The sequence below is a fragment of the Woeseia sp. D3-10 genome, from assembly GCF_055809415.1.
The window spans coordinates 535471-562035 of sequence record NZ_JBVVTW010000007.1 but is presented as its reverse complement, the minus strand read 5'-3'; the positions used below and the strand labels follow the sequence as shown (position 1 = coordinate 562035).

The following is a 26565-nucleotide window of genomic DNA, read 5'->3' as shown; positions in this document are numbered from 1 at the left end:
GGAGTCCTTAATGCAGGTTCAAATTTCTTCATTGTTCGGCTTGCTGATTCTGCTCGCCGATATCTACGCCGTTCTGAAAATTGCGCAGTCTGGTGCCAGTGACACCCGCAAAGTTCTTTGGATTGCCGTTGTCATTTTGTTGCCGATGCTGGGTTTGCTGATCTGGTACCTGGCAGGGCCAAAGAAACCCTGACTAATTTGTCTCGTCGTCACTGAATTCTGCGGTCGTCTGGCGCTTCCGATTCACTGTCAGCCGGGTAACATCCGGCCGGGAATAGTGGCCCGCAGGATCCATATTGTGCCGTTCTTCGAGTACCCGCCGGTGATCGAGTGTCGCGATTCGCAGGGATTCGGTGTCCGTTTCAGGTGCCAGCAGCCAATCGCCGTCCGGGCCCGCGATGCAGGAGCCACCGTTCGCAAGATTGTCCCGGCAGACTGCGCTGAGCGCGTGGAAATGCGGTAGCCCCGGGTCGATGTCTTCCGGACGCATCAGACCACTGACAGAGACAACGAACGCCCGGCTTTCCTGCGCAATGAAACGGGTGATGTTCTCAGTGTTGCGCTGACTGCCGGGCCAGATTGCGACGTGCAGGTCTTCGCCTTGCGCGTACAGGGCTGCGCGTGCCAATGGCAGCCAGTTCTCCCAGCAATTCAAGCCGCCAACGGTAAATGCGCCCAGTGGGTGAGTTCGCAGGCCATGCCCGTCACCGCAGGACCAGACCAGTCGCTCCTCGTAGGTGGGCATCAGCTTGCGATGCACGGAAGCGATTCTGCCGTTTGAATCGATGTACACCATGGAGCAGTACAGACTGTGTCCGCGGTCCGCGGTTTTCTCAATGACGCCAACGTAGACGGCAATTCCGCGCTTCGCGGCAATTGTCGACAGCGGTTCGAGGTGGCCTGCGGCAATGTCGACTGCCTCGTTGACGTAATGGGCGAACAGTTCTTTTTGCAGCCGGGAATCGAAGCGCGCGCCGTCGGTGCGTTCAACCCAGAAAGGGTAGCCGGGGACCAGCGCCTCACCGAAAACGACCAACTCGCAGCCTGCCGTCGCGGCCTGATCAGTCCAGTCGCATAGCTTATTGAGCGTTGCGTCCCGGCGCAGCCAGCATGGCGCGATCTGCGCCAGCCCGACGGTCAGTTCGTGGCTATTCTTGGCGACCATTGATACTCCTATACGGTGTTTGAGTGAATCGGGAGCGCCTGGCGAATATAGCATCCGCAGAATCCGACAATGCTTGCAGTCACAGCACTTTGGCCTGTTAAATGGTCATTGTTGCCACACAGAATAGAAAACAAAGGGGTGGGTATGCACGGTCTGATGATGGACACGCCGCTGTTGGTGTCTTCGATTTTGCGCCACGCGGAGCGCAATTTTCCTGATCGCGAAATTGTGTCGATTACCGCTGACGATCCCAGTCATCGTTATACCTACCGGGATTGCAGCCGCCGCACCCGCCAACTGGCCAATGCGCTGGATAAGCTGGGTGTCTCAAGAGGCGATCGAATTGCTACTCTGGCCTGGAACGACTACCGGCATCTGGAGGCCTACTACGCTATCGGCGGCGCGGGCTATGTATGTCATACGCTTAATCCGCGCCTGTTCCCGGAGCAACTGGTCTACATTATTAATCATGCCGACGACCAGTGGGTCTTTACCGATCCGATGTTTGTGCCATTGCTTGAAAAGCTTGCGGCTCAGACACCCGGCGTGAAAGGCTATGTCATCCTTACGGACGACGCGCACCTCCCGGAAACGACACTGGCGAACGCCGTCTCCTATGAAGCACTCATCGCGGATTGTGACGAGGACTACGATTGGCCCCTGCTTGATGAGCGCGATGCGGTGGGCCTTTGTTACACCTCCGGTACCACCGGCGATCCGAAAGGGGTCCTTTACAGCCAGCGCTCGACGGTGTTGCATGCGTACGCGAGTATCGCCCCTGATGCTCTCGGGCTCTCAAACCGCGATTCGATACTACCGGTCGTGCCTCTGTTCCATGTTAATGCCTGGGGTACTCCGTATTCGGCGTTGATGGTTGGTGCCAAGGTCGTTTTCCCGGGGCCAAAAATGGGCGACGGGGAAACGCTGTACAACCTGATGGAAACAGAAGCGGTTTCGGTCGCTCTGGGTGTGCCGACGGTTTGGTCGGCATTGTTGCAGTATGCGGAGAAGGCCGGCAAAAAACTGAACAGCCTGCAACGAACCGTCATTGGCGGCGCTGCTGTGCCGCGTTCGATGATTCGGGCATTTCGCGACCAGCACGATGTCGTCACTTGCCAGGGCTGGGGAATGACAGAGATGAGCCCGCTTGGGACGGTCAATACGCTGAAAGCAGGCATGGAAGACCTCGCGGGCGAAGAATTTGTCAGGCTCAAGGCAAAGGCAGGCCGGGGCATTTTCGGTGTTGAAATGCGCATCGTTGACGATGCCGGGGCAGAGCTCCCATGGGATGGCGTCGCGTTCGGCGCCTTGCAGGTGCGCGGACCATGGATTTGCAGTGGTTATTTCAAGGTGGATGAGACCAGCGACTCGCACACCGATGATGGCTGGTTCAACACCGGCGATGTCGCGACCATCGATACCGAGGGTTACCTGAACATTACCGACAGGACCAAAGACGTCATTAAGTCGGGCGGCGAATGGATCAGTTCAATAGAAATTGAAAACGTTGCTGTCGGCCATCCGGACATTGCCGAGGCCGCAGTTATCGGTATCACGCACCCCAAGTGGTCCGAACGACCATTGTTGGTTGTGGTAAAAGCGGACGGTCGCAACCCCGAGCGCGACGAGATACTGAAATACCTGGATGGCAAGATTGCCAACTGGTGGGTACCGGACGATGTTGTGTTTGTGGAAGAAATTCCACACACGGCGACCGGCAAGATTCTGAAAACCAAGCTTCGTGAACAGTTCGCAGGATTTACTTTCGCGAACGCGTCAACCTAGCCTCTGAGCCGCTCATGTGGACTGTACGAATCAGGAGATCGAACAATGGCAGATAGTGGTCGACTATTTGGCGTACGCGCAATGCTGTGCGGTGGCGCCAATGGAATTGGCGAAGCCATTGCACGTACGCTCGTACGTCATGACGCGAGTGTGGTTGCACTGGATCGGGCGGACAGCGATATAGAATCCCGCTATCGGGATGTCAGTGGTGTCAGCGGTTTGGTGGCGCGCTTTGACGGCGACGACAACGCGAAGACGGCCGTAGCAGCCGCAGAGAAGCAGTTGGGCGGGCTGGACGCCGTTGTCATTAGCGCCGGTCTCCAGGTCCAGCCGCCAATACTCGATGCCGATACCCACGCAGGATTGTTGCAGAGCCGACTGGCTGGAATACGGCAGTTGTTTGATGCCGCATTACCACGCATGAAGCACAGCCCGGCAGGGCGTTTTATTGTCGTTGGCATGTTGCGCAGCGCATTTGGACGTGAAGCAGAAACTCTGGTCAGAGAAGCTGAAGAGTCGCTCGCAAAACTGCTCAGTGAACTGGCTCTCCGCGCAGGGCCATTCGGAATTACTGTTAACTATGTTCAGCCGGGTGCGCTGATGACTCCTGAGAGCCGTCGAATTTTCAGCGAGGACAAGTCACTGCGGGACTTTTGCATTCAAAGATCGGCCGCGCGGCGTCTTGGCGAAGCACTTGATGTAGCCAAGGTTGTATTGTTTCTGGCCAGTGATGACGCAACTTTCGTGAGTGGCAGCGGTATCGCCGTTGATGGCGGGCGCGCAGAATGATTGCAAGATAGTCGCATAGGGCCTACTCGAGTTCGCTAGACTTTCCGGTACATACAACGGACCAGATTCGATGCATTCAGTACTTAAAGACTTGCTGCACCTGTTGCAGCTTGAGCGTATAGAAGACAATATTTTTCGCGGCGAGAGTCGCGATATCGGCAGTGCCCAGGTATTCGGTGGCCAGGTTCTTGGTCAGGCACTTTCTGCCGCGCAATTCACGGTTGAAGGGCGGGTAGCACATTCATTGCATGCCTATTTCTTGCGACGCGGCGATGTTGACGCGCCCATCATCTACGAAGTCGACAGGTCACGGGATGGCGGCAGCTTTTCGGTGCGGCGCGTAGTCGCTATTCAGCATGGACGACCGATATTCAATTTCGCCGCCTCTTTCCAGGTGCCGGAGGTCGGTCTCGAGCACCAGGCAAGCATGCCCGATGTGCCGGCGCCGGACGGGCTACCGGATTTAAGCGATATTGCCCCGGAAATGCTCGCCAGGTTGCCGCAGAAAATGCGGCGGTTTTTGACGGATCAACGACCATTTCAGTTCCGCCCCGTGCAGCCTGTACGGTTTGATGTCCCTGAAGTGCTCGACCCTGTTCGGCAAGTCTGGATTCGCGCAGTGAGTGCATTACCGGATGAGCAGGCCTTGCACCAAAACCTGTTGGCTTATGTGTCGGACTACGAACTACTGGGTACCTCGACATTGCCGCACGGTCTGCGTTTTGGTCGCGGCAACGTGATGATGGCGAGCCTTGATCACGCGCTCTGGTTCCACCGGCCGTTTAGAGTTGATGAATGGCTGTTGTATTCAATGGACAGTCCCAACGCGTCCGGTGCACGCGGCTATGCTCGTGGCCAGTTTTTTGACACGAACGGTATTCTGGTGGCTTCCTCGGCGCAGGAGGGACTGGTCCGGGTGGTGACCGACGACTCCGGTAACAAGCGGTCGAACCCGCGCTCGCAGGTTTAACGGCCAGTCGAGCGTTACGGCTGATCGCGGGTTACGAGTCTGAAGTCGCGAGCTTCGGCCTCGGTCAGCAAGCGAATGTCATCGAATGGCACAGCAAACATCTCGTCAACCAGCTGACCGCTGACCCCAACGCTTTCGAAATAATCGTTGAGCTGCTTGCGAACCACCTGGATGTAGCGGTTGTCATCGCTGCTGTCGTAACGCCCACGCGCAGAGTTGTATTGTCCCGGACGGTGTATGCCCAGCCTGGATGGCAAAGCGGGGTCATTGTATTCATCGAACAGGGCGTAGCGTTCGAAGCCGGCTGCGAACACAATGACGCAAGCGCTGAAACAAACTGCGGTTTCCGATTCATCCAGTGCCGTTGTGATGCCCATTGAATGGCGCCGATACACGTCGTGATTGCGTATGATGCGCGCGATCTGGAAAGCGGCGGTTGAATCACCGCCGCGCGAGTTCAGTACTACCCGGGTGACTTCAGCAGGCCAGTCGGCGAGACGTTGGCTTATTCGTGAAAACAGCAACGCACCCTGCCGGCTCAGGATACCGCGGAGCCTGACAATGACCGGGCAGGGCGTTGCGCTGACAGGGATTGTTTCCTGCAGAAAGTCCTTCGCTGTGTAGTACCAATCGCAGCGATTGCTCTCGGAGTGACGGTAATCCGTCTCAATGTAAATTCCCGTCGGTGGTGCGGCACGCAGAATATCCACTTCAGCCGCCTGGCTGGCGTCGGCGAGAAAGAGCAGTGCCAACAACAGCTGATAGCGCATCTCAGGTCGCGCTGCGGTCAGCCGCCAGAGGGGCGTGGCGCTTCGGCCAGCTGCTCTCGGAAGCGGCGGCTGTTCGCCGTGTAACTTGCGGCGGAGGCGATCAGCATCGCGATTTCGTCGTCATTCAGGTCCCGTATGACGCGCGCGGGCGAACCCAGTATCAGGACGCCATCCGGAAATTGTTTACCTTCAGTGACTAACGAATGTGCGCCGACCAGACAACGTTTGCCGATGTTGGCCCGGTTGAGTACCGAACTGCCGATACCGATCAGGCTGCCGTCGCCTACCGTGCAGCCGTGCAACATGACGCGATGGCCTACGGTAACGCCGCTACCGATCTGCACGGGCAAGCCGGGATCGGTGTGGACCACGGATGCGTCCTGGATATTGCTGTCAGCACCAATGTTTATCCAGTCATTGTCGCCGCGGACCGTTGCGCCGAACCAGACACTGCTGCGGGGCCCAAGACGGACATTGCCAACCACGTTCGCATCCGGCGCCACGAAGTGACCGTCACCCTCGAAGACGGGTGACGATTCTCCAAGACGAAAGATCATTAGCCTTTGGCCTGATTCGCAACGGCCGCGGCAGCGGCCGCAACGGCATCCGGGTCGCCCAGGAACCGCCGCGATAGCGGCTGCAGATTGTCATCCAGTTCATACAGGATGGGAATTCCGGTCGGAATGTTGAATCCTGTAATCTCTTCTTCCGATACGTTGTCCAGCATCTTGACGAGCGCGCGCAGGCTGTTGCCGTGCGCGGCGATCAGCACATTCCGACCCGCTTTTAATTCCGGCACGATGCACTCGTTCCAGAATGGCTCGACCCGCTCGAGCGTCGTTGCCAGTGATTCCGTGGCCGGAAGCCCATCGATACCGGCATAACGCGGATCGTGCGCAGGGTGTCTGTCGTCGTCAGCTTCCAGCGGCGGCGGCGGTGTCGCGTAACTTCTGCGCCAGACGTGAACCTGTTCATCGCCATATTTCGCGGCTGTTTCTGCCTTGTTGAGGCCTTGCAGAGCACCGTAGTGTCGTTCATTCATGCGCCAGTCGCGAATGACGGGAATCCACATGCGATCCATCTCATCCAGCATCAGCCACAATGTGCGTATCGCGCGTTTCAGTAACGACGTATAGGCAACGTCGATCTTAAAGTCGAGCTCGCTGACGGCTACGCCCGCGGCTTTGGCTTCGCTGCTCCCCAGTTCGGTCAGGTCAACGTCGGTCCAACCCGTAAACAGGTTCTTGAGGTTCCAGTCGCTTTGTCCGTGGCGACACAATATAAGTTTGCCGGGCATATCTACTCCGTAGTGAAATGTGTTCTCTTGCGTATTTGCTGACTTATTCGGTAACGAGTTTGCGCAATTCCTGAGCAGCGACTGACAGGGTTGCGAAATCTATCTCTTCGCGCAGTTTCATTTCTGCGAGGATGGCTTCAAATTGCTTCACACCGCTGGCATTGTTCGTCAGCCAGTTTTCATATTCTTCCGTCGGCGTGTTCTTGCCCGCGTTTTGCAGAATGCGTAGAGCAAGATCCCGGCGACACCGGTAAAACTCATCACGTAAGTTGCTGCGTGCCATCGCCTGCCAGCGGCCTTCGACAGTCAGATTCTCCACCCGGCGATGCAGCCATACGATACCCAGATGCTCGCTCAGGCGGGCATACATACTTGCCGTTGCCATGACGTCCGTATTCATCTCTGTCGACAGGTCTGCAATATCCAGACCGCCGCGCGTGAGCAGCAACGCTGCCATCTTTTTGGCGAGCTTGTCTGGCACATCCATCGAGGTAAGTTCGGCAGCGGCCGTTTTCTGCCGATTCTTGCCTGCGCCGACGACAATGCTGTTGGCACGCGTGTACACGGTTTGCATCGGTGCCTTGAGTCGTGCAACGGATTCGACGATATCGAGGTCATCGCCGAACCGCTCAATCAACCAGTAGCAGGCATGCCGCAGCGTGCGACTGACATCGAACAGCATCGTCTGCTGCACGGTGGCAGAAACCTGATTGTCGAGGCTTTCGATCGTGCGCCAGAGGACTGTTGCCGCACAGATTTCCCTGGCCACAATGTAGGCTCTGGCGATGGTCATAGCAGAGGCACCCGTGTCCTGCTGCACTCGTTTGACGAACACCGGACCCATTCGGTTGACGATATTATTTGCAATCAGCGTGGCGAGAATCTCGCGGCTGAGGCGGTGGGTTGGAATAAGGTCTTTATAGCGTCTGCGCAACAGCGGGGGAAAGTATCGTTGCGGATCCGTAGTCAAGAAGTCTTCCAGTGTCGAGGTGGAGGCTACCAATCCGTTATAAAGATCGATTTTCGCGTAGCTGAGCACTACGGCCAATTCGGGGCGCGTGAGTCCCTGTTTGCGTTGGCGGCGTTCGTCAATTTCAGTTTCGTTCGGCAGAAATTCAAGTTCCCGGTCAAGCAGGCCAGTTTTCTCGAGGTTACTGATTAGCCGCGCTGACTCGTCCAGGCGTTCCCGAGCGCGTGCTTCCATCATGCTTATGGCCTGTGTCTGCAGGTAGTTGCTACGCAGAACGAAGGCAGCTACATCATCGGTCATTTCAACGAGCAACTTGTTACGCGCAGCGCGAGTGAGACCTTTTTCCTGCTCTGCGGCGCGCAGCAGAATTTTGATGTTCACTTCACGATCAGAACTGTCGACGCCGGCTGAGTTGTCGATAAAGTCCGTATTGACCCTGCCGCCGTTAAGGCTGTATTCGATACGGGCCCGTTGCGTCATGCCCAGATTGCCACCTTCGCCAATGACGCGGCAACGCAATTGATCGGCATTGACTCGTACAGAATCGTTATTGCGATCACCCACGTCCGAATGGCTTTCGCTGGTTGCCTTAACGTACGTACCGATACCGCCGTTCCACAGCAAATCAACGGGCATCTTCAATATTGTGCGCAGCAATTCCAGCGGCTGCATGCTGGTTGCCTTGGTGTCCAGAAGCTTGCGGATCTCTGGCGATAACCGAATCTGTTTCGCCTGGCGGGAAAATATACCGCCGCCTTTGGATATCAGCTTTTCGTTGTAGTCAGCCCAACTCGAGCGCGGCAGTTTGAACAGTCGCTGCCGCTCGCGGTAACTGGCCGCCATGTCCGGTGCCGGGTCAAGGAATATGTGTTCGTGATTGAACGCCGCTACCAGTTTGATTTTGCGGGACAACAACATGCCGTTGCCGAATACGTCCCCGCTCATGTCGCCGATGCCGGCAACAGTGAATGGGTCGGTCTGCGTGTTAACGCCTTTTTCACGGAAGTGACGTTTTACTGCTTCCCAGGCGCCACGCGCTGTAATGCCCATCTTCTTGTGGTCGTAGCCCGCGGAACCACCGGATGCGAATGCGTCATCCATCCAGAAGCCATACTCAATAGAGATTGCATTGGCAATATCCGAGAAGGTTGCAGTGCCTTTATCTGCAGCAACGACAAGGTAGGGGTCATCGCCATCGCGGCGTACAACAGCAGGAGGCGGTACCACTTTGCCATCGACCACGTTGTCCGTTACGTCCAGCAGGCCGCGTATGAAGGTCTGGTAACATGAAATGACTTCTTTCATTACCGTGTCACGGTCACCGGCAGGCAAGCGTTTCGGCACGAAGCCACCTTTAGCGCCGGTGGGTACGATGACGGTATTCTTGACCACCTGCGCTTTCATGAGGCCGAGCACTTCGGTCCGGAAGTCTTCGCGGCGGTCCGACCAGCGCAGTCCACCTCGGGCAACGGCACCACCACGTAGATGGACGCCTTCCACCGCTGGCGAGTAGACAAAAATCTCGAAACGCGGTTTCGGCAACGGCACTTCGGGAAGTTGGCTTGGATCCAACTTGATAGACAGGCACTTTTTCATCTGACCGTCAGCATCGCGTTGGTAATAGTTGGTGCGAAGCGTGGCACTCATCGCGCCTGCAAAGGCGGTCAGGATACGGTCCTCATCAAGGTTTCGTGCCCGTGAAATGGCCCTTTGAATGCTGCCGGTAACTGCATTCAATTTGTCGTCGCGGCTGGAGTGTTTAACGGTCGGGTCAAACTGCAACTCGAACTGTTCGACCAAACTGCGTGCGACACCGGCGTAGTCCGCCAACACGTCTTCCATGTAATTCTGGCTGAAAGGCATTCCGAGTTGTTGCAGGTATTTAGCGTAACAACGAACGAGCGAGGTTTGCCGCCAGTCAAGTCCCGCGAACAGAATCAACTTATTGAAGCCGTCATTCTCTGTTTCGCCTTGCAGTGCCTTATGGAAGCCGTCCTGAAAACGTGAAGCGGCTTCGTCAAGATTTATCTCCGCGCTGTTCGGAACGTGCAGGGCAAACTCCTGTATCCAGAAGTGCTGGCCGCTGCGGAGTTTGATTCGGTACGGGCGCTCGCTGTAAACCTCGGTGCCCATGTCTTCCAGAATGGGCAGTACGTTGGACAGTAGCAAGGGCTGATCCGGACAGAAAGTTCGGAAATTGAGCTGCCCTTCCTCCGCGTCTTTCGGTCGATACAGCAACAGGTAATTGTTGTGTTCACCCTTCAGCAGACCATCAACGCGTTTTACATCCAGGCACGCAGTGGCAGGGTCGAGGTCAGCCTCGTAAGCAGCAGGAAAGCTCTCACCGTACTCGCGAAACAGAATCGGGCCCTCTTCCTGGCTGTATTTCAGAATCAACTCATTGCGCAGGCGATCTCGCCACGTCACGACCGCATCGGCGATCTGATCTTCGATACGTCGGATGCTGATGCGCGGTCGGTCACCCTCGTTTGTGCGAACAATCAGGTGCACACGAACGAGCGGCGAGTCTGAAAGCTGAACACTCGTATCTACCGAGTGACCGTCAAATGCTTTAAGGAGTATCTGTTCCATGCGTCGTCGTACTGCAGTCGTGTATTTTTCACGAGGTGCATAGACAATGCAGGAGAAAAAGCGCCGAAACGCGTCACGGCGCAAAAAGAACTTAACTCTGTGGCGGTCCTGTAAATTAAGGATGCCGGTGGTTGTGCGCACCAGATCGTGCACAGTTCCCTGGAACAATTCATCGCGCGGGAAAGTATCGAGAATATGCAGTATTGATTTGCCGCGATGCCCGGACGGATCGACATTTAGGCGTTCGAGGACGCGTTGCACCTTCAGGCGGAGCAGCGGAATATTGCGCGGGTTCTCGCTGTACGCGACTGACGTGAACAGACCGATGAAGCGGAGTTCGCCGACGGGGTTGCCTTTCTTGTCAAACTTCTTGACGCCGACATAGTCAAGGTAGCTCGAGCGGTGGACAGTGGATCGGGAATTGGCTTTGGTGATGATCAGCCAGTTCTTTGAGTTCGCGTGGCGCCGCATCACGTTGCTTAGTTCGACGGTGCGTCCACCGCGTTCGTCATTGGCAAGAAGACCGAGGCCGCTGCCTTTGACAGGCTTAAGGTGCATCTTGCCGGCGCGCGCCTGCAACTCGTATTCGCGATAACCGAGGAACGTAAAGTGGTCGTCGGCCATCCATTCCAGCAGTTCACGGCTTTCTTGCCGTACTTGTTCGTCGAAACCTGCCGGCCCGTTGTCCAGTGATGATTGTGCGTGGCGCATTTTCTCGCGCATTGCCCGCCAGTCTCGAACGGCGGAACGGACGTCGGCCAGTACCCGCAGGATTTCGTGTTCCAGTATCCGCAATTGTTGCGGATCAGGTTCACGGTCAATGACGAAACGGATAAATGACTCTTCTTCGCCGGCATCTGAATGCAGGTCGTGCACGGATTTCAGCCGGCCACCACGGGTTCGGGATATACGCATGACCGGGTGGACGGTCATATGAATGGTCAGATCGGAGCGCGATATTGCTGCTGAAACGGAGTCGACCAGAAACGGCATGTTGTCGTTGACCATTTCTACGATGGTGAATGCCGAATCGTAGCCGTGATCATCACTGTTCGGATTGAATATTCGCAACAGCGGTTTGCCCGGTTTGCGCTGCATCGCAAAATCGAGATGTGACATGGCGGCCTGAGCGACGATTCTTGCCGTTCGGTTCTGCAGGTCCTCCACTGGTACATTGCCAAAATATTGGCGCAACCAGGCATTTATCTGTTTGCGTTCGGTGAGAGCTTTGGATTTCGGTTTTGACGCAATAATTTGATCGAGTAACTGATCGGTCAGATCACTTACTCGACGTTGCTGCCTATTGGACACTTTATGGCACTCCGGACAGAGGCTAAGGGGGTATTAAGGATCCGATCTTGGGTGACTCTATACCGGATTGGCGGCAGATTTCCACATGTACGCCTCACAGTTCTAGCAGTGCTGGAGAATTACGAGATCAAGCGTGGGTTTTGCTGCTGAAAGTGCCTACAATGCGTGCTCTTTTTGCGAGTACAGTCATGAAACGGCGAAAGTTAGAACCTTCGATCCATACCAACCTGGATCGCGAAAGCGACTACACAGCGTATTTACAGCTCGACAAATTGCTCGATGCGCAAATACCGCTTAGTGATCCAGCACACCACGACGAAATGCTGTTTATTGTTCAGCATCAGGTTGCCGAGCTTTGGATCAAGTTGGCGATACACGAAATTGAGGCGGCAATGGATGATTTGCGCGCTGATGATTTACCGCTGGCGGTTAAGAAGCTTGCACGTGTGAAGCATATCCAGAATCAGATGTACAACCAGTGGACCGTGCTCGACACACTAACGCCAAGTGAGTACGCGCAATTCCGCCATGTATTTGGTCGTGCATCCGGATTTCAGTCTCCCCAGTACCGTTTGCTTGAGTTTCTCATGGGGAACAAGAGCCGCTCGATACTCAAAGTGTATGAACAGCAACCGGAATGGCATGAGCGCCTTGAGGACGCTTTGCAGGCGCCCGCGCTGTTCGATGAGTTTCTGGCGTACCTGAGCCGCCAGGGTCGGGCAGTTCCCGCAGCGGTGCTTAAACGCGATTTTAGCCAGGCCCGCAATGACCATCCCGGCGTTGTTGCCGTCCTGCGTGATATTTACGAGAAGCCGCGCGATGACTGGGCGAGCTACGAAATGTGCGAAGCCCTGATGGACATGGCGAACAATTTTCAGTTTTGGCGGTTCCACCACATGAAAACCGTCGAACGAATAATCGGCCACAAGACGGGCTCGGGCGGGTCATCAGGGGTTTCATTCCTGAAGAAGGCGTTGGATATCGAACTGTTCGCCGAACTGATCCAGGTACGCACCGAGATTGGTAGTTAGCTGACCGTCGTCGGCCAGCCGCCGGCTCAGTTTTGGGTTTCGCCGATGTCGCGCGCTTTTTCCAGCAGCCGGTCCATCATTTTGTTCAGGGTGCTGATCTCATCGTCGCTCAGGCCCTCGAGCAATTTGTCCTCAATGCCCAGGGCGAGCGGCGAAATTTGCTCGAGAACTTCGAGACCTTTTTCCGAAAGGTTAAGTATCGAACGGCGACGATCAGCATCGGCAAACTGACGGTCGATACGACCGGTCTTGATGAGCTTGGTTACCGCACGGCTTACCGCGACCTTGTCCATCAGCGTGCGTTCCGCGACTTCCACTGCCGACAAGCCGGGGCTGCGGCCCAGAATTACGACCACGCGCCATTCCGGGATGGTCAGGCCGAAACGGTCGTCGTAAACAGTCGCAATGGAATTGCTGACGGAGTGCGACAAAATCGACAGCCGGTAAGGAAGGAATTTCTCAAGTGACAATTCGCGCTCGTATTCGGGCTCTTGCAGGGCTTGTGTGTTCACGTCTGGCGCCATCCATTCGATATAACGTTCTGGAAGTATATTATCAATCATACCGGATGGCTCGCGAATTCCAACCGGGCGCGCAGGATGAAGTGTTAAGAAGCGTTAATATTCAGGCCCGGTGGGCGGCGTGCAGGTATTCCTGCGATTGCATTTCCGTCAGGCGACTCACGGTCCGCTGAAATTCAAAGGCGAGGCGCTCACCTTGATAGAGTTCGAGCGCCGGGCGGGCCGCGGATACCACAAGTTTTACGCGGCGATCGTAGAATTCGTCGACCAATGCTATGAATCGCCGGGCGGCATCGTCGTTGCGTCGGTCCAGCAGCGGTATCGATGACACGATAACCGTGTGGTACCAGCGGGCGATCTCAATATAGTCGGCCTGGCTGCGGGGGCCGAGACAGAGCTCCGCAAAGTCAAACCAGGCAACGCCCTTGGCACAACGCAGTGTTTCCAGCGGCCGGCCGTTGATGTCCAGAACCCGCCTTTCCTCGGTACGGCTGGCTGCGGCGCTGGTGAAAAAGCGCTGCAGCCGGTCCATCGCGCTGGCGTCAGCGGGTGTCAGATAGGTGCCGGCCTGGTGGAGCAATTCGAAGCGATAGTCCGTGCCGCCGTCGAGCTGCAAAGTTTCAGTGTGGGTTTCCAGCAATGTGATCGCGGGCAAGAACCGCTGGCGCTGGAGACCATCGGCATAGAGGCCTGATGGTGGCACGTTGCTGGTGGTGACCAATGTGACTCCGCGCTGAAACAGCCCATCGAGCAGGCGCCCGAGGATCATCGCGTCGCCGATGTCACTGACGAAGAATTCATCGAAACACAGCACGGTCGCTTCTTTTGCCAGTGAGGCGGCAACGATATCAAGTGGGTCTCGTTCGTTGTTGAGACGGGCCAGGCGCTGATGAACCTCCTGCATCATGCGATGAAAATGGATGCGTTTCTTGGCTGGATGATCAAGGTGTTCGAAGAACAGGTCCATCAGGAAGGTTTTGCCACGGCCGACATCACCCCATATATAAAGGCCCCGGACGGCGTCGGATTTACGGGACCAGGCGAATCGCTGGCGCAGGGTGTTCCAGGTGCTGAGCGATGCCTGAAGTTCTTGCTGAAGCTGCGACAAGCGGGCAACGACCGCCAACTGGCCAGGATCGTGGCTAAGTCCGGCGGTATCCAGATAAGCCTGCTTGAGAGTGGGAGCGGTCATGTGTCTCGCTTTGCTTGGGGGGCCTACGGGCCGCCGCAAGGTTACCGTGCAGCGCCGGGCGCTGCCAGCAACAGACCCGGTTTTCGAGCTCTGTTAGAATTGCCGTCTTTGCCAGCCTGGGATCTTTCGGAATGACGGAATCGGCCGAACGCGAAGCCATGGAATTTGATGTTGTCATCGTCGGCGGCGGGCCCGCTGGACTGGCAACTGCCTGCAAACTAATGCAACTCGCAGGTGAGAAGGGTGAAGAACTCAATGTCGTTGTCGTCGAGAAGGGCTCGGAGATTGGCGCTCACATCCTGTCCGGGAACGTATTCGATCCACGCGGATTATCGGAGCTGTTTCCGGACTGGGAAGAACGCGGCGCACCTGTATCGGCAGCGGTAACCGGCGATGATATTCACTACCTGACGAGTTCCACAGGCGGTCAAAAGGTACCGGGGTTTCTCGTCCCGGCGCCGATGCGCAATCACGGTAACTACATCGTTAGCCTCGGACGCGTTTGCCAGTGGCTGGGTGAACAGGCCGAAGCACTGGGCGTCAACGTGTTTCCGGGCTTTGCCGCCGCCGAAGTCCTTTATGACGATGCGGGCCGGGTACGCGGCGTTGCCACCAGTGACATGGGAATCGGCAAGGACGGTCAGCGCAAAGGCAGCTGGCAAGCAGGTTACGAACTGCTGGGAAAATACACGGTATTTGCCGAGGGTTGCCGCGGCAATTTGGGTGAACAGTTGGTCGATAAATTCGATTTGCGTCGCGATGCGGATCCGCAGCATTACGGAATCGGACTAAAAGAAATCTGGGAAATTGACCCGGCGTTGCACGAGCAAGGGAAGGTTGTGCATACACTGGGTTGGCCGCTGGACAATCACACTGAAGGCGGTGGATTTCTTTATCATGCAGCGGACAACAAAGTATTCCTTGGCATGATCATCGCCCTGAATTACCGCAATCCCCATTTGTCCCCGTTTCACGAATTCCAGCGTTGGAAACAGCACCCCCGCATTCGGCAATACCTCGAAGGTGGCAAACGGGTTGCTTATGGCGCTCGCGCGGTAAATAAGGGTGGCCTGCAATCCTTACCGAAGCTCAGTTTTCCTGGCGGTGTTCTTACTGGCTGCGACGCGGGTTTGTTGAACGGTGCAAAAATCAAAGGTGCACATACTGCCATCAAGAGCGGAATTTTGGCTGCCGAAAGTGTCTGGCAGTCGCTGGCACGTAACGCCGACGGACAGGAAGATCTGCAGGACTACGAAAATGCGGTCCGTTCTTCGTGGATATACGACGAATTGCATCGGGCAAGAAATTTTTCCCCGGCGCTGCACAAATTCGGCACGTTTTTCGGTGCGGCATTCGTGTGGTTGGACCAGAATGTTTTCCGCGGCCGATTGCCGTTTACGCTGCATAACCGGGAGCCTGACCATGAGTCATTGCAGGAAGCCAGCGTCGCCCAAAAAATCGAGTATCCAAAGCCGGATGGCGTGATTAGTTTCGACCGGCTTTCATCGGTATTTCTGTCGAGTACGAATCATGAGGAGGATCAGCCTTCGCATCTCTTGCTCAAAGACCCGGATGTGCCAATCAACTACAACCTGCCGCATTTCGATGAGCCGGCCCAACGCTATTGCCCAGCCGGCGTATATGAAGTGGTTGAAGAAGATGGCAAGCCGCGTTTTCAGATCAATGCGCAGAACTGCGTGCATTGCAAAACCTGCGACATCAAAGACCCTACTCAGAACATCGTGTGGACGGTGCCGGAAGGCGGTGGCGGGCCTAACTACCCGGGCATGTAGCGTGAATCGTGAATCGGGCGGCGCGATTGCGCCGCCTGATTTTATTTCGGCTGCATCCTGATGGCACCGTCCAGCCGAATCGTCTCACCATTGATCATGGTGTTGCCGTAGATTGCTACCACGAGGTCGGCGTATTCGTCAGGCCGGCCCATGCGCGGCGGAAACGGTACCTGCGCGCCCAGTGACTTCTGCACTTCTTCCGGCAATCCGGCCATCATCGGCGTCAGGAAGATGCCCGGCGCGATCGTGTTGACGCGGATACCGAAGCGCGCGAACTCGCGGGCGAGCGGCAGCATCATGCCAACCACGCCTCCTTTTGAAGCAGAATAGCCTGCCTGCCCGATTTGCCCTTCGAACGCAGCAACCGACGCTGTATTGACGATCAATCCGCGCTCGCCATCCGCGGTTGGTTGGTTGTGCTGCATGATGTTGGCCGCTTCCTTGGCAAGAATGAACGAGCCGACCAAATTGATCGTAACCGAGCGGGCAAAGTTTTCTGCAGGCATCGGCCCATCGCGCCCAAGGACTCTCGCTGGCAAAAGGATGCCCGCACAGTTCACTGCCAGCGTTATTCCATCCATGTGTTCTGCTGCTTTGGCCATTGCGCTCTTCACGGACGCTTCGTCGGCAACGTCTGTGCGAATGAAATGAGCGCGTTCGCCCAGCGCAGCAGCACTATCGGGGCCCAGCTTGTCATTGATGTCCAGGAGTACGACCTGGCCACCGGCCGCAATCACTTTCTCTGCCGTGGCCAGTCCAAGCCCGGAAGCACCACCTGAAACGATGGCCTTTGCTGACGATAATTCCATGTGCTCGCTCCGTTCTATTCAGTATTCAACAATTGGTGATCAGGCTTCTATGCCGATGGCTACGGCTTCGCCACCACCGATACACAGTGAGGCAATGCCGCGGCCACCGCCGCGTCGCTGCAATGCGTGTATCAAGGTTACGATGAGCCTTGCACCGGATGCGCCGATAGGATGGCCCAATGCGCACGCACCGCCGTGCACGTTGACTTTGTCATGCGGGATGCCGACGTCATGCATCGCGGCCATGGTAACGCAGGCGAACGCTTCGTTGATTTCGTACAAATCAACGGTTTCTGGCGACCAGCCGAGCTGCTTGTGCAGTGCCTTAATGGCGTACACCGGCGAAGTCGTAAACCACTCGGGTTCCTGTGCATAGGATGAATGCCCGACAATTCGCGCCAGCGGTTTGAAGCCGTTTTTCTTAGCGTCGCTGTCGCGCATCAATATCAGGCTTGCGGCACCATCAGAGATCGAGGACGAACTGGCTGCAGTTACAGTGCCGTCGGCGGCAAAGGCTGGCCGCAATGTTGGAATCTTGTCCACGTTGATTGACCCGGGACCTTCGTCGCTACTGATAATGGTCTCGCTCTTGCGAGACTTGACCGTGACCGGGGCGATCTCGTTCGCGAACGCGCCGGCCTCTGCAGCATTCACCGCACGAGTTACCGACTCCACCGCGAATGCATCCTGCTGCTCGCGGCTGAACCCGTATTTCTTGGCAGCCTGTTCGGCAAAATGGCCCATCATCTGACCATCGAAAGGGCTCTGCAGTCCGTCGTAGAACATATGATCAAGCACTTCCTGATGGCCCATGCGATAGCCGCTACGTGCCTTGGGCATTAAGTACGGTGCATTGCTCATGGATTCCATGCCGCCAGCAAGAACGACGCGGGCGCTATCAGCACGGATCAGGTCAGCCCCCATCATCACGGCCTTCATGCCGGAACCGCAGACCTTGTTGACGGTTGTGCACGGCACGCCGAGCGGTAGACCTGCGGCAAGCGCTGCTTGCCGTGCTGGCGCCTGTCCGAGTCCGGCTGGCAGTACGCAGCCCATCAACACTTCGTCGATTGAAGCCATATCCACACCACAGTCGGCCAGTGCTGCGCGGCTGGCGACGGCGGACAGATCGGTGGCTTTGACGGGGCTGATCGAACCCTGGAAGGTGCCGATCGGCGTGCGACGAGCGGCAACGATTACGATGGATTCCTGTTTCATGTTATCCAGTCTCAAATGGGTTAGCGGCTACTTGGCGCCGCACAGTCGTTGTTGCGGCGGTACTTTCCCGCAACGATTGTCCGGACGCAATACATAAGAGTAAGTAGGGCAACCGGTGGGAACGCTGATCATGCGGCCGGTGTTTCCACCAGCAGGTCAGGCTCGTCGAGAACGCTAAGAATCCGTTGCCGCGCCGCTTCGGCGAGCGCCTTACTGCTGCTGTACGACTCCGGCTCCAGCGCTGCCAGTACATTGATCGTAAGTGCGGCCCGCCTTGGCAGCAATCGTTCGGCCGGCAATATCTGCCGCGCGCCCTGAATAACCACGGGCACTATCGGTACCTCCGCGCGTATCGCGGCCGCAAAGGCCCCCGAACGAAACGCGGCGAGACCCGGTCTAGCCGAAAATGTTCCTTCCGGGAAAAATGCGAGAGATTGTCCGCTACCGGCAGCGCGCAACAAGCTGCGCGCATCGCGTGCGCTCGCGCCGGCAGTGTAGCGATCGACGAAATGGGCCCCTATGCGTCGTAACAGGAAGTGCACAACCGGAACCTTACGCACTTCTCCTTTGATTACGTAGGAGAAGCGAGGTGGCAAAAAGGCCTGCAGAATTACCCCATCTAGATAGCTCGCGTGGTTGGCTACAACGACGCTATGCGATTCGGGTAACCTTTCGAGTCCGTTGATTTCGGTAGGGATAAACGCAAGACGAAACGGCAGCCGTGCAAAGCGCGTTACCCAGCGGCGGCGGCGCTGCAAATCGGGCAGGCAGCATGCACACAGCAACGCTGCAAGTGCGCAAACGATGAAAACGAACCACGCGTACACACCGTAAACCGGGGTGATCAATGATCCGAGTAATGTGGAGGTTTCTGAGCTGGCCAATGCTTCTGTTGCTTTGTCGTTGATGTTCACGGAGGGTGGGGTGCGTCTGAGTATTCCGTTGCGTGCTGGTCGTTATTGCCCACTAGCATATGTGACGTAGGTCACCTTATGTTAACGCGGTCACCAATCTGTGACAGCCATCACTCCGTGTTCAGTGGAGCGTCACCATACTCAAATGCTTGAAATTTCCGTTGCTTGGTGATGGCGACATTCGACTACCGGCCAGCTGCAGTGATCCGAATCCCTCGTGGATCGCGAGTTATGCTAACAGCCGCGATGTCAGGAATGTAAGGGCAATTACCGCACATACGGCTGCTTCCCGGAATCGATGGTAAACATGGTCAGTACTCAGCAAGACAAGAACACAGGTGATACCCACGATCGCTCGGAGAAACTGGTTGATCGGTTTCTGGATGCGATCTGGATGGAACGCGGCCTGTCGTCGAACACGCTGGGTGCTTACCGGGCAGACCTGATGACGCTTGAGCGCAGGCTCTCGGAACGCAACATTTCAATCGAAGAAGCACAGAAGGCCGACTTGCTTGAGTTCATCGCTCAGCGTGTCGAAAGTGGCGCGAAGCCACGTTCGACGGCTCGGCAGCTATCCAGTTTTCGACGTTTCTTTCGCTACATCATGCGTGAGGGCATGCGTGACTCCGATCCAACGGCGGATATAGAAATGCCGCGTATTGGACGATCTCTGCCGAAGTCGCTGACCGAAGACGAAGTTGATGCTTTGTTGCACGCGCCGAACACGGACGAGCCGTTGGGCCACCGCGATCGGGCGATGCTCGAACTGCTTTACGCAACGGGCTTGCGGGTATCGGAACTGATCAACCTCAAACAGTCCGAAGTGAATTTCAATCAGGGCGTAATCAGAATAGTCGGTAAGGGTGATCGTGAGCGATTGATTCCGCTTGGCGACGAAGCGCAGCGCTGGATGCGAGATTTCATTGACGGCCCGCGCATGGAAATTTTGCTCGAACGCCAGACGGACTACCTGTTTCCCACCCGTCGCGGCGATCGTATGACGCGGCAGGCGTTTTGGCACATCATCAAGCGTTACGCAACGAAGGCTGGCGTCGAAAAGAAGTTGTCACCGCACAGCTTGCGGCACGCCTTTGCGACCCACCTGCTAAACCGAGGTGCGGATTTGCGCGTTGTGCAGCTCTTGCTCGGTCATAGCGATCTGTCCACGACCCAGATCTACACACACGTAGCTCGGGAACGACTCAAAGATCTGCACGGCCGCCACCACCCTCGCGGTTGAACCAGAAGGCAGGATTGCCCGACTAGCTACTTGGACGGCGCTCTTTGATACACTTTGCAGATTGAACCGCCGGCTGATGCCGGTGTCGAAACGCAAAGCAACTCCGCCCCCGTGCCTGCTGGCACCCGATTCTGGATCTATCGAATGAAACTATTATTACTGCAGTTGACCCTGGCTTTCGCGCTACAGGCAGCGACCGTACACGCGGACGAAACGGGCGACGAAGCGGCCGCTGTCCGGGAAAAGGTGTCTGGCCTGTTCGCTGAAATTCAGCCGGAACATGTATTTCCTGGCCCGATCGATGGCTGGTACACGATCAGAAAAGGGGCCATCGTGGCCTATATTTCGGCTGATGGCCGATACCTGATGCAGGGCGATATGATCGATCTCGACGAGCAGGTAAACCTGACCGAGAACGAACGCGACAACGCTCGCCGGGACATGATGTCTGCCGTGCCGGATGCCAATACCATCATCTTTTCGCCGGAGAAGGTAACTCACCGCGTATCGGTATTTACCGACGTGGATTGCACTTACTGCAGACGCCTGCACAGCCAGATTAGTGATTACATGGCGAAAGGCATAGAGATTCGCTATTTCCTTTATCCGCGTAACGGGCCGGCGTCACCGGCATGGACCAAGGCCGAGCAGGTCTGGTGTGCGGACAACCGCAATACCGCGTTGACGGCCGCGAAGGCGGACCAGAAATTTGAGACGCACAGCTGTGATGCCAGCATTGTCAGCAATCACTACGCTATTGGTCAGGACGTTGGCCTGCGCGGTACACCCGCGATTGTCTTTGAAGATGGCACGTTGGTGAGTGGTTACTTGCCGCCTGAACAACTCGCACTGCGGCTGGATGCGGCTGATCGCTAAGTTGTAGCGGCTACTCGCGGTGTCGTGTAATGGCGTGCATATGCACGCCATTATTCGTTCCGCCGTCAGCAAAATATTTTTCGAGCGCGAAGGTTCCACTGCGAAAGGCGATGTCGTCCCAGGGGATTTCCGCTTCACTGAACAGCGCAACTTCGAGGCTTTCCTCACCAACACCGTAGCCGCCGATGAGCTCGGCGGTGAAAAACAGGTGGACCTGGCCTGCTTCGACTACATCCACGGAGGCGAACAGGTGGCCAATCCGGACTTCTGCACAAGCTTCTTCCAGAGTTTCCCGGGCAGCGCCCTCAGCGACTGTTTCGCCAAGTTCCATGAAGCCGGCAGGCACCGTCCAATAGCCACGGCGAGGCTCAATGGCCCGTCGACACAATAGAATTTTGCCATCCACTGCGGGAACGCAACCCACCACGATTCGCGGGTTCTGGTAATGAACAGTGTTGCAGGACTCGCAAACCCAACGTTGCCGGTTGTCGCCATCAGGCGTTTTTCGCGTGACGAGTTCGCCACAGCTCGAGCAGTACTTCATGGCATCCGTCGCAATACGCCTGGCTGGGACCGAGCTTTAGGTGTGTTGGTGCCGGGGGGGGGAATCGAACCCCCACTCTGTTTCCAGAACCGGATTTTGAATCCGGCGCGTCTACCAGTTCCGCCACCCCGGCAGCGGTGGCGCCAAGTATAAGGGCGAGTTTCAATGATCGCTACCGTTGTGCGACCTTCTTTTGCATTCGGGCATCTAGACTGTCAGACATGAGCCGATTTACCGACATAGATATCGATGCCGCTATTGTGAAGCGAGCCGCGCAGGGCGACGTGCGCGCTCACGAGATCATCTACCGCGCGTTTTCCGCGCCGGTGTATTCGATTTGCCTGCGGTTCACTCGGGTGCCGGCGCATGCAGAAGACCTTACTCAGGACACGTTCATAGAAATCATGCGCAGTATCGGCTCGTTTCGCGGTGATGCGCCGCTTGGCAGCTGGGTCCGACGTGTCGCAGTCAGCAAAGCACTGATGTTTTTGCGGTCTGCGTGGCAGCGCCGCGGTCAGAGCCTGGATGATGACTGGGAAGAATATTTGCAGGCGCCGGACGCCAGACGCGCTCAGGCGGATAGTCCGGAGCAGGCTATGGATCTCGATGCAGCCATGGCCAGTCTGCCTGACGTAGGCCGTGCGGTGGTCTGGCTGCATGACGTAGAGGGCTTTACGCACAAGGAAATTGCCGGGTTGATGGGTAAAACGGAAAGTTTTTCGAAATCCCAGCTCTCGCGTGCCTACCAGCGATTGCGGCCAATGCTCGAACTGGGCGTCGCCGAAACGACTGGCGTGATGAATTCAACGATGCCGGAACTCTGTTGAGTGCCAGCGGGTGAGGACAGCGACATGAATGGAAACACTGATGGTCAGGAGGACGCCGTGAACAGCGGACTGGGCGTGGCGGAACGCGATTTGCTGCTGCGTGGCTTGCATCAGTTGGCGGATACGCCCCCGCCACGGGAAGTTTGGCAGCGTCTGGCGGAACAGGCAGAGGCGGAAGGTTTGTTGCAGCCAGCACGAAAGCCACAGCGGACGTCCTGGTTTTTGGGTGCCGGTTTGGCGGCAGCCGTGTTGCTGGCGGCCTTGCGTTTGCCGCTCTGGCAACCGGTCGACACGGAATCCGGACCGTTTCCGACCGAACCGGCCTATGTCGAGAACAACACTGAGGCGGTACTGGATGCGCTCATGGTGCGCTCCCAGATTCTGGAACAAAACCTGCGCGCACTGCCGAATAAGCCGAGCATCATGCGTGTGGGCACCGCCGCCACGATCGGCGAGCTGGAAGAGCGGATCGCTGCGATCGATCAGGTGCTGAGCGAGCCCGATGCAAGCCACAGTCCGGCGCAGATAGAAACCTATTGGCGGGAGCGGGTCCGTTTGATGGATTCATTATTGCAGTTGCGGTTTGCGCAGGCGCGCCGCAGTTCTATTTAACAAACCACTGATTTTTATCGCGGGCTTTGGGGCCGGCGAATCAGGAGCGACACATGAAATACACACATGCATTTGCGTTGCTGGTACTGGCGACGGCGCTGCACAGCGCGGCCATCGCACAAACAACTGCAGAGCAAGAGCGAGAACGCAGAACTGAGGTCGAACAACGTGAAGCAGAATCGGTAAAGGAGGCGCGCAGTCTGGAAGCAGAAATGCGAGCGGCAGAAGCGCGACTTGAAGAAGCAGCGCGTCACATTGCCGAACTCAGTACCCGTCAGCTTCCTCCGTTCGGTGCTCATGCCTGGGAATTCAGTTTCGGCAATCGTCCTGTGCTGGGGATTTCGATTGATTCGGCGGGAAAAGATGGCCCGGTTGACGGCGTTGCGGTACGCGCGGTATCTCCGGGTGGCGCCGCGTTTGCAGCAGGCATTCGTGCAGGCGACGTTATTACCTCTATCAACGGTGAATCTCTCCAGGCATCCAACAATGAGCGGGCGAACGAGAAGCTCCTCGACTTCATGAAGGGAATCGAAGAGGGGGATGTTCTGGATGTTCAGTACAAGCGCGGCGACAAACTCGCCAACGTTGAGGTCAAGCCTCAGCCACCAACCGAACAGATGTTTGCCTTTCAAATGCCAGCAGCCGGCAATGCTCCGCGTGCTCCGGCAGCTCCGCGGCCACCATCGGCCATTGATTTGCGGGAATTCGCGTTCTGGCGCGGCGACGGTGGCTGGAGCGACATGGAAGTTGTCCCGTTGAGCGCTGATCTAGGGCGTTATTTCGGCGCGGACAAAGGCTTGCTGGTGATTCGTGCGCCAAGTGACAAGGCGCTGCAACTGCGCGATGGCGACGTGATTCGCGCAATTGACGGTCGCGAGCCGACCTCAATAGGACACGTAGTACGCATACTGGATTCCTACCAGCCCGGCGAGACGCTGAACATTGAAATCATGCGGGACAAACGCAAACAGACCCTGACCGTGGATATTCCGGACAACCGGCAAAGCGGGAATGCCAAACCGGGGTCATGGGCCAACGTTTTATTGGACCCGGAAGAACGGAAATAAGCTGGCAGGCCTGAACTGCGGTGCCGCGGAAGATACGTTCATACAGCCGGTGTGCCTCTGCTAACATGCGCGCCCATGCAGCTGGCCGACTTCCATTACGAACTACCTGACGCGCTGATCGCCCGGTACCCCGAGGCCGAGCGGCGCGCCAGTCGTTTGTTGCTCGTAGACCCTCAGTCGAACAGCCTGGCTGATCGCCGGTTCGCGGAGTTGCCGACGCTGCTGCGCGAGAACGACTTGCTGGTGTTCAATGACACACGGGTCATCAAAGCTCGCCTTGTGGGCAATAAGGACAGCGGTGGCCGTGTTGAGATACTGGTTGAGCGCCAACTGACTGAAATAGACGTTTTGGCACACGTTCGAGCCAGCAAGGCGCCGAAAGCCGGTGGCCGACTGGAGTTCGCTGACAATGCTCGGGCTGATGTGCTTGGCCGGGAAGGCGCGCTTTTCCAGTTGCGATTCGATCGACCGGTGGCACCGTACCTTGATGCGTTCGGCGAAATGCCGCTGCCGCCTTACCTCGAACGCAGCGCGGAGGCGAGCGATACCGAACGCTACCAGACCGTCTATGCACGTGAGCCCGGTGCGGTTGCAGCACCGACGGCTGGATTGCATTTCGATCAGGCCATGCTCGCTGAAACAGCTGCCAAAGGTGTGCAGCAAACCTACGTTACTTTGCACGTCGGCGCGGGTACTTTTCAGAATCTGCGAGCGGAACAGGTGGCAGAAAACCGCCTGCACAGCGAGCGCGTAGAGCTTAGTGAACCGGTGGTGCGTGCGGTACAGGAAGCCCGTGCGCGGCAAGGCCGGGTAATCGCAGTCGGTACAACGTCAGTCCGTGCACTGGAGTTCGCGGCGCGTGATGGGCAGTTGCAACCGTGTTCAGGCGAGACGGACCTTTTTATTCGCCCCGGTTACCGGTGGCAGGTTGTCGATGCCATGCTGACGAATTTCCACTTGCCACAGTCGTCGTTGCTGATGCTGGTGGCGGCATTCGCGGGCACCCGTCGAGTACTCAATGCGTACCAACACGCGATCGAACAGCGTTATCGCTTCTTCAGCTACGGTGACGCCATGCTGCTAGCCGGGCGGGGAGAAGACCAGTGAAGTTGCGGATTGATGCGCGTTGTGGGGATGCACGCACCGGCGTGCTGGAATTTCGCCGCGGCGCTGTACGCACGCCGGCTTTCATGCCGGTCGGCACTTACGGCAGCGTCAAAAGCGTGACGCCGGAAGAAGTCCGCGAAAGCGGCGCTGATATTTTGCTCGGCAATACCTTTCACCTTATGTTGCGACCAGGCGCAGACATCGTCCGTGCGCACGGCGGCCTGCACGAATTTATCCATTGGGATCGACCTATCCTGACGGACTCAGGAGGCTTTCAGGTTTTTTCATTGGCGGCCATGCGCAAATTATCGGCTGAAGGCGTCAGTTTCCGCTCGCCGGTCAATGGCGACGAAGTGTTCCTGACTCCGGAACGTTCCATGGACGTTCAGCATGCCCTGAATGCCGACGTGACCATGATTTTCGACGAGTGCACACCCTATCCGGCGACTGAGCGCGAGGCGGCAACCTCTATGCGCCTGTCGCTGGACTGGGCAAGACGCAGTCGCCAGAGATTCGACGAGCTACGCGAGGTGAACCCGGAGCGTGGTGAGGCGTTGTTTGGCATCGTGCAAGGTGGGATTTATGACGATTTGCGGCAGGAGTCGCTGCACGGCCTGCAAGAAATCGGCTTTGATGGCTACGCAATCGGCGGACTGGCGGTGGGCGAGCCGGAGGAGGAACGGCTTGCCGTCATGGACGCGCTTTGTCCGACATTGCCGGATGACCGGCCTCGCTACCTGATGGGCGTTGGCACGCCGCTCGATATTGCCGAGGCAGTCAGTCGCGGCGTGGACATGTTCGATTGCGTGATGCCGACTCGCCATGCGCGCAATGGCCACCTGTTCACGTCGGAAGGCGTTATTCGCATCCGCAATGCGCGGCATACGAGCGACACTGGCCCACTGGACCCGGCCTGCGATTGCTATACCTGTCAAAACTACAGTCGCGCGTACCTGCGCCACCTGGAAAAGTGCGGAGAAATGCTCGGTCCGCGCCTTTGCACGATCCACAATCTGCACTACTACCAGCGGCTGATGACCGACCTGCGAGCGGCGATTGCCGCTGGTGAGCTCCCGGCCGTCGTCGCCCGCTTGAAATCGATTTACCAGAAGTCACCGGGTTGAGCGCGCAGGCTGGCTGCAAGCCAGCTATAGCTTGAATCTGC

Annotated in this window: 24 protein-coding genes and 1 tRNA gene; 13 read left to right on the top strand and 12 right to left on the bottom strand. The window is 57.0% G+C overall.

The genetic code is table 11. The features are described from left to right. The first annotated feature begins 10 nt into the window (after positions 1 to 10). Complete coding sequence (locus tag AC0L8N_RS03295; protein WP_473666146.1) at positions 11 to 193, top strand: PLD nuclease N-terminal domain-containing protein; 183 nt, start codon at positions 11 to 13, stop codon at positions 191 to 193. Here AC0L8N_RS03295 and AC0L8N_RS03290 read toward each other — a convergent pair whose 3' ends face one another. Next, on the bottom strand, positions 194 to 1165 hold the full coding sequence (locus AC0L8N_RS03290; protein ID WP_473666145.1) for a carbon-nitrogen hydrolase family protein: 972 nt from the start codon (positions 1163 to 1165) through the stop codon (positions 194 to 196). 144 nt (positions 1166 to 1309) lie between these two features. Between AC0L8N_RS03290 and AC0L8N_RS03285 the strand changes: the two genes are divergently transcribed. The 3 genes from AC0L8N_RS03285 (at position 1310) to AC0L8N_RS03275 (ending at position 4709) form a co-directional block, all read left to right on the top strand. Beyond that, positions 1310 to 2950, top strand: a complete 1641-nt coding sequence (locus AC0L8N_RS03285) for a 3-(methylthio)propionyl-CoA ligase (RefSeq protein ID WP_473670017.1) — start codon at positions 1310 to 1312, stop codon at positions 2948 to 2950. A 45-nt stretch (positions 2951 to 2995) separates the two neighbouring features. Then, the gene (locus AC0L8N_RS03280; RefSeq protein ID WP_473666144.1) at positions 2996 to 3739 is read left to right on the top strand and encodes an SDR family NAD(P)-dependent oxidoreductase; all 744 of its coding nucleotides are present in this window, start codon (positions 2996 to 2998) and stop codon (positions 3737 to 3739) included. A gap of 70 nt (positions 3740 to 3809) precedes the next feature. Then, a complete protein-coding gene (locus AC0L8N_RS03275; protein ID WP_473666143.1) occupies positions 3810 to 4709 on the top strand; it encodes an acyl-CoA thioesterase domain-containing protein in 900 nt (299 codons plus the stop codon). 14 nt (positions 4710 to 4723) lie between these two features. Here the strand turns inward: AC0L8N_RS03275 and AC0L8N_RS03270 are convergent, their stop codons facing one another. The 4 genes from AC0L8N_RS03270 to AC0L8N_RS03255 are packed head-to-tail and all read right to left on the bottom strand — an operon-like array spanning position 4724 to position 11649. Continuing rightward, on the bottom strand, positions 4724 to 5479 hold the full coding sequence (locus tag AC0L8N_RS03270) for a COG3904 family protein (protein WP_473666142.1): 756 nt from the start codon (positions 5477 to 5479) through the stop codon (positions 4724 to 4726). 17 nt (positions 5480 to 5496) lie between these two features. Beyond that, positions 5497 to 6036, bottom strand: a complete 540-nt coding sequence (locus AC0L8N_RS03265) for a gamma carbonic anhydrase family protein (RefSeq protein WP_473666141.1) — start codon at positions 6034 to 6036, stop codon at positions 5497 to 5499. Further along, the gene (gpmA, locus tag AC0L8N_RS03260) at positions 6036 to 6776 is read right to left on the bottom strand and encodes a 2,3-diphosphoglycerate-dependent phosphoglycerate mutase (protein WP_473666140.1); all 741 of its coding nucleotides are present in this window, start codon (positions 6774 to 6776) and stop codon (positions 6036 to 6038) included. The genes AC0L8N_RS03265 and gpmA overlap by 1 nt, the downstream gene beginning before the upstream one ends. Positions 6777 to 6819: 43 nt before the next feature. Next, positions 6820 to 11649, bottom strand: a complete 4830-nt coding sequence (locus AC0L8N_RS03255; RefSeq protein ID WP_473666139.1) for an NAD-glutamate dehydrogenase — start codon at positions 11647 to 11649, stop codon at positions 6820 to 6822. A 188-nt stretch (positions 11650 to 11837) separates the two neighbouring features. Between AC0L8N_RS03255 and AC0L8N_RS03250 the strand changes: the two genes are divergently transcribed. Then, the gene (locus tag AC0L8N_RS03250; protein ID WP_473666138.1) at positions 11838 to 12680 is read left to right on the top strand and encodes a tryptophan 2,3-dioxygenase; all 843 of its coding nucleotides are present in this window, start codon (positions 11838 to 11840) and stop codon (positions 12678 to 12680) included. 26 nt (positions 12681 to 12706) lie between these two features. Here the strand turns inward: AC0L8N_RS03250 and AC0L8N_RS03245 are convergent, their stop codons facing one another. After that, positions 12707 to 13204, bottom strand: a complete 498-nt coding sequence (locus AC0L8N_RS03245; protein ID WP_473670015.1) for a MarR family winged helix-turn-helix transcriptional regulator — start codon at positions 13202 to 13204, stop codon at positions 12707 to 12709. Between the two features lie 100 nt (positions 13205 to 13304). Further along, the gene (gene zapE, locus AC0L8N_RS03240) at positions 13305 to 14393 is read right to left on the bottom strand and encodes a cell division protein ZapE (RefSeq protein WP_473666137.1); all 1089 of its coding nucleotides are present in this window, start codon (positions 14391 to 14393) and stop codon (positions 13305 to 13307) included. A gap of 131 nt (positions 14394 to 14524) precedes the next feature. Between zapE and AC0L8N_RS03235 the strand changes: the two genes are divergently transcribed. Continuing rightward, entirely contained in the window at positions 14525 to 16186 is a 1662-nt protein-coding gene (locus tag AC0L8N_RS03235; RefSeq protein WP_473666136.1) for an electron transfer flavoprotein-ubiquinone oxidoreductase, read from the top strand. Positions 16187 to 16227: 41 nt separating this feature from the next. Here AC0L8N_RS03235 and AC0L8N_RS03230 read toward each other — a convergent pair whose 3' ends face one another. The 3 genes from AC0L8N_RS03230 to AC0L8N_RS03220 form a co-directional block, all read right to left on the bottom strand. Then, positions 16228 to 16995: an SDR family NAD(P)-dependent oxidoreductase gene (locus AC0L8N_RS03230; RefSeq protein WP_473666135.1), complete on the bottom strand. Its 768-nt coding sequence runs from the start codon at positions 16993 to 16995 to the stop codon at positions 16228 to 16230. Between the two features lie 39 nt (positions 16996 to 17034). Then, entirely contained in the window at positions 17035 to 18213 is a 1179-nt protein-coding gene (locus AC0L8N_RS03225; RefSeq protein WP_473666134.1) for an acetyl-CoA C-acyltransferase, read from the bottom strand. Between the two features lie 128 nt (positions 18214 to 18341). Further along, positions 18342 to 19127: a lysophospholipid acyltransferase family protein gene (locus AC0L8N_RS03220; protein ID WP_473666133.1), complete on the bottom strand. Its 786-nt coding sequence runs from the start codon at positions 19125 to 19127 to the stop codon at positions 18342 to 18344. A gap of 307 nt (positions 19128 to 19434) precedes the next feature. On the opposite strand from AC0L8N_RS03220, the gene xerD reads away from it, so the two are divergent. Beyond that, complete coding sequence (xerD, locus tag AC0L8N_RS03215) at positions 19435 to 20367, top strand: site-specific tyrosine recombinase XerD (RefSeq protein ID WP_473666132.1); 933 nt, start codon at positions 19435 to 19437, stop codon at positions 20365 to 20367. Between the two features lie 144 nt (positions 20368 to 20511). Then, complete coding sequence (locus tag AC0L8N_RS03210; protein ID WP_473666131.1) at positions 20512 to 21243, top strand: DsbC family protein; 732 nt, start codon at positions 20512 to 20514, stop codon at positions 21241 to 21243. A 10-nt stretch (positions 21244 to 21253) separates the two neighbouring features. Here AC0L8N_RS03210 and AC0L8N_RS03205 read toward each other — a convergent pair whose 3' ends face one another. Both AC0L8N_RS03205 and AC0L8N_RS03200 read right to left on the bottom strand, forming a co-directional pair. After that, positions 21254 to 21787 (bottom strand): NUDIX hydrolase, encoded by a 534-nt coding sequence (locus AC0L8N_RS03205; RefSeq protein WP_473666130.1) that lies wholly within the window; start codon positions 21785 to 21787, stop codon positions 21254 to 21256. Positions 21788 to 21833: 46 nt separating this feature from the next. After that, positions 21834 to 21920, bottom strand: a tRNA-Leu gene (locus AC0L8N_RS03200). Positions 21921 to 22008: 88 nt separating this feature from the next. On the opposite strand from AC0L8N_RS03200, the gene AC0L8N_RS03195 reads away from it, so the two are divergent. The 5 genes from AC0L8N_RS03195 to tgt all read left to right on the top strand — a co-directional run bounded on the left by AC0L8N_RS03195 (position 22009) and on the right by tgt (position 26524). Further along, entirely contained in the window at positions 22009 to 22614 is a 606-nt protein-coding gene (locus tag AC0L8N_RS03195) for an RNA polymerase sigma factor (RefSeq protein ID WP_473666129.1), read from the top strand. 24 nt (positions 22615 to 22638) lie between these two features. Beyond that, positions 22639 to 23226: a hypothetical protein gene (locus tag AC0L8N_RS03190; RefSeq protein ID WP_473666128.1), complete on the top strand. Its 588-nt coding sequence runs from the start codon at positions 22639 to 22641 to the stop codon at positions 23224 to 23226. Positions 23227 to 23279: 53 nt separating this feature from the next. Continuing rightward, positions 23280 to 24293 carry a PDZ domain-containing protein gene (locus AC0L8N_RS03185; protein WP_473666127.1) on the top strand — a complete coding sequence of 338 codons (1014 nt, stop codon included), beginning with the start codon at positions 23280 to 23282 and terminating at the stop codon, positions 24291 to 24293. A 75-nt stretch (positions 24294 to 24368) separates the two neighbouring features. Continuing rightward, a complete protein-coding gene (gene queA / locus AC0L8N_RS03180) occupies positions 24369 to 25400 on the top strand; it encodes a tRNA preQ1(34) S-adenosylmethionine ribosyltransferase-isomerase QueA (RefSeq protein ID WP_473670013.1) in 1032 nt (343 codons plus the stop codon). Continuing rightward, entirely contained in the window at positions 25397 to 26524 is a 1128-nt protein-coding gene (gene tgt / locus AC0L8N_RS03175; protein WP_473666126.1) for a tRNA guanosine(34) transglycosylase Tgt, read from the top strand. The genes queA and tgt overlap by 4 nt, the downstream gene beginning before the upstream one ends. The last annotated feature ends 41 nt before the right edge of the window (positions 26525 to 26565 follow it).

Excerpts from the sequence above, each read along its gene's own strand:
- AC0L8N_RS03250 (WP_473666138.1), top strand. The coding sequence starts at position 11,838 with ATGAAACGGCGAAAGTTAGAACCTTCGATCCATACCAACCTGGATCGC.
- AC0L8N_RS03275 (WP_473666143.1), top strand. The coding sequence starts at position 3,810 with ATGCATTCAGTACTTAAAGACTTGCTGCACCTGTTGCAGCTTGAGCGT.
- AC0L8N_RS03295 (WP_473666146.1), top strand. The coding sequence starts at position 11 with ATGCAGGTTCAAATTTCTTCATTGTTCGGCTTGCTGATTCTGCTCGCC.
- AC0L8N_RS03280 (WP_473666144.1), top strand. The coding sequence starts at position 2,996 with ATGGCAGATAGTGGTCGACTATTTGGCGTACGCGCAATGCTGTGCGGT.
- AC0L8N_RS03245 (WP_473670015.1), bottom strand. The coding sequence starts at position 13,204 with ATGGCGCCAGACGTGAACACACAAGCCCTGCAAGAGCCCGAATACGAG.
- queA (WP_473670013.1), top strand. The coding sequence starts at position 24,369 with ATGCAGCTGGCCGACTTCCATTACGAACTACCTGACGCGCTGATCGCC.
- AC0L8N_RS03285 (WP_473670017.1), top strand. The coding sequence starts at position 1,310 with ATGCACGGTCTGATGATGGACACGCCGCTGTTGGTGTCTTCGATTTTG.
- AC0L8N_RS03230 (WP_473666135.1), bottom strand. The coding sequence starts at position 16,995 with ATGGAATTATCGTCAGCAAAGGCCATCGTTTCAGGTGGTGCTTCCGGG.
- AC0L8N_RS03185 (WP_473666127.1), top strand. The coding sequence starts at position 23,280 with ATGAAATACACACATGCATTTGCGTTGCTGGTACTGGCGACGGCGCTG.
- xerD (WP_473666132.1), top strand. The coding sequence starts at position 19,435 with ATGGTCAGTACTCAGCAAGACAAGAACACAGGTGATACCCACGATCGC.
- AC0L8N_RS03210 (WP_473666131.1), top strand. The coding sequence starts at position 20,512 with ATGAAACTATTATTACTGCAGTTGACCCTGGCTTTCGCGCTACAGGCA.
- gpmA (WP_473666140.1), bottom strand. The coding sequence starts at position 6,776 with ATGCCCGGCAAACTTATATTGTGTCGCCACGGACAAAGCGACTGGAAC.
- AC0L8N_RS03290 (WP_473666145.1), bottom strand. The coding sequence starts at position 1,165 with ATGGTCGCCAAGAATAGCCACGAACTGACCGTCGGGCTGGCGCAGATC.
- AC0L8N_RS03235 (WP_473666136.1), top strand. The coding sequence starts at position 14,525 with ATGACGGAATCGGCCGAACGCGAAGCCATGGAATTTGATGTTGTCATC.
- AC0L8N_RS03225 (WP_473666134.1), bottom strand. The coding sequence starts at position 18,213 with ATGAAACAGGAATCCATCGTAATCGTTGCCGCTCGTCGCACGCCGATC.
- AC0L8N_RS03270 (WP_473666142.1), bottom strand. The coding sequence starts at position 5,479 with ATGCGCTATCAGCTGTTGTTGGCACTGCTCTTTCTCGCCGACGCCAGC.
- AC0L8N_RS03190 (WP_473666128.1), top strand. The coding sequence starts at position 22,639 with ATGAATGGAAACACTGATGGTCAGGAGGACGCCGTGAACAGCGGACTG.
- AC0L8N_RS03205 (WP_473666130.1), bottom strand. The coding sequence starts at position 21,787 with ATGAAGTACTGCTCGAGCTGTGGCGAACTCGTCACGCGAAAAACGCCT.
- zapE (WP_473666137.1), bottom strand. The coding sequence starts at position 14,393 with ATGACCGCTCCCACTCTCAAGCAGGCTTATCTGGATACCGCCGGACTT.
- AC0L8N_RS03195 (WP_473666129.1), top strand. The coding sequence starts at position 22,009 with ATGAGCCGATTTACCGACATAGATATCGATGCCGCTATTGTGAAGCGA.
- AC0L8N_RS03265 (WP_473666141.1), bottom strand. The coding sequence starts at position 6,036 with ATGATCTTTCGTCTTGGAGAATCGTCACCCGTCTTCGAGGGTGACGGT.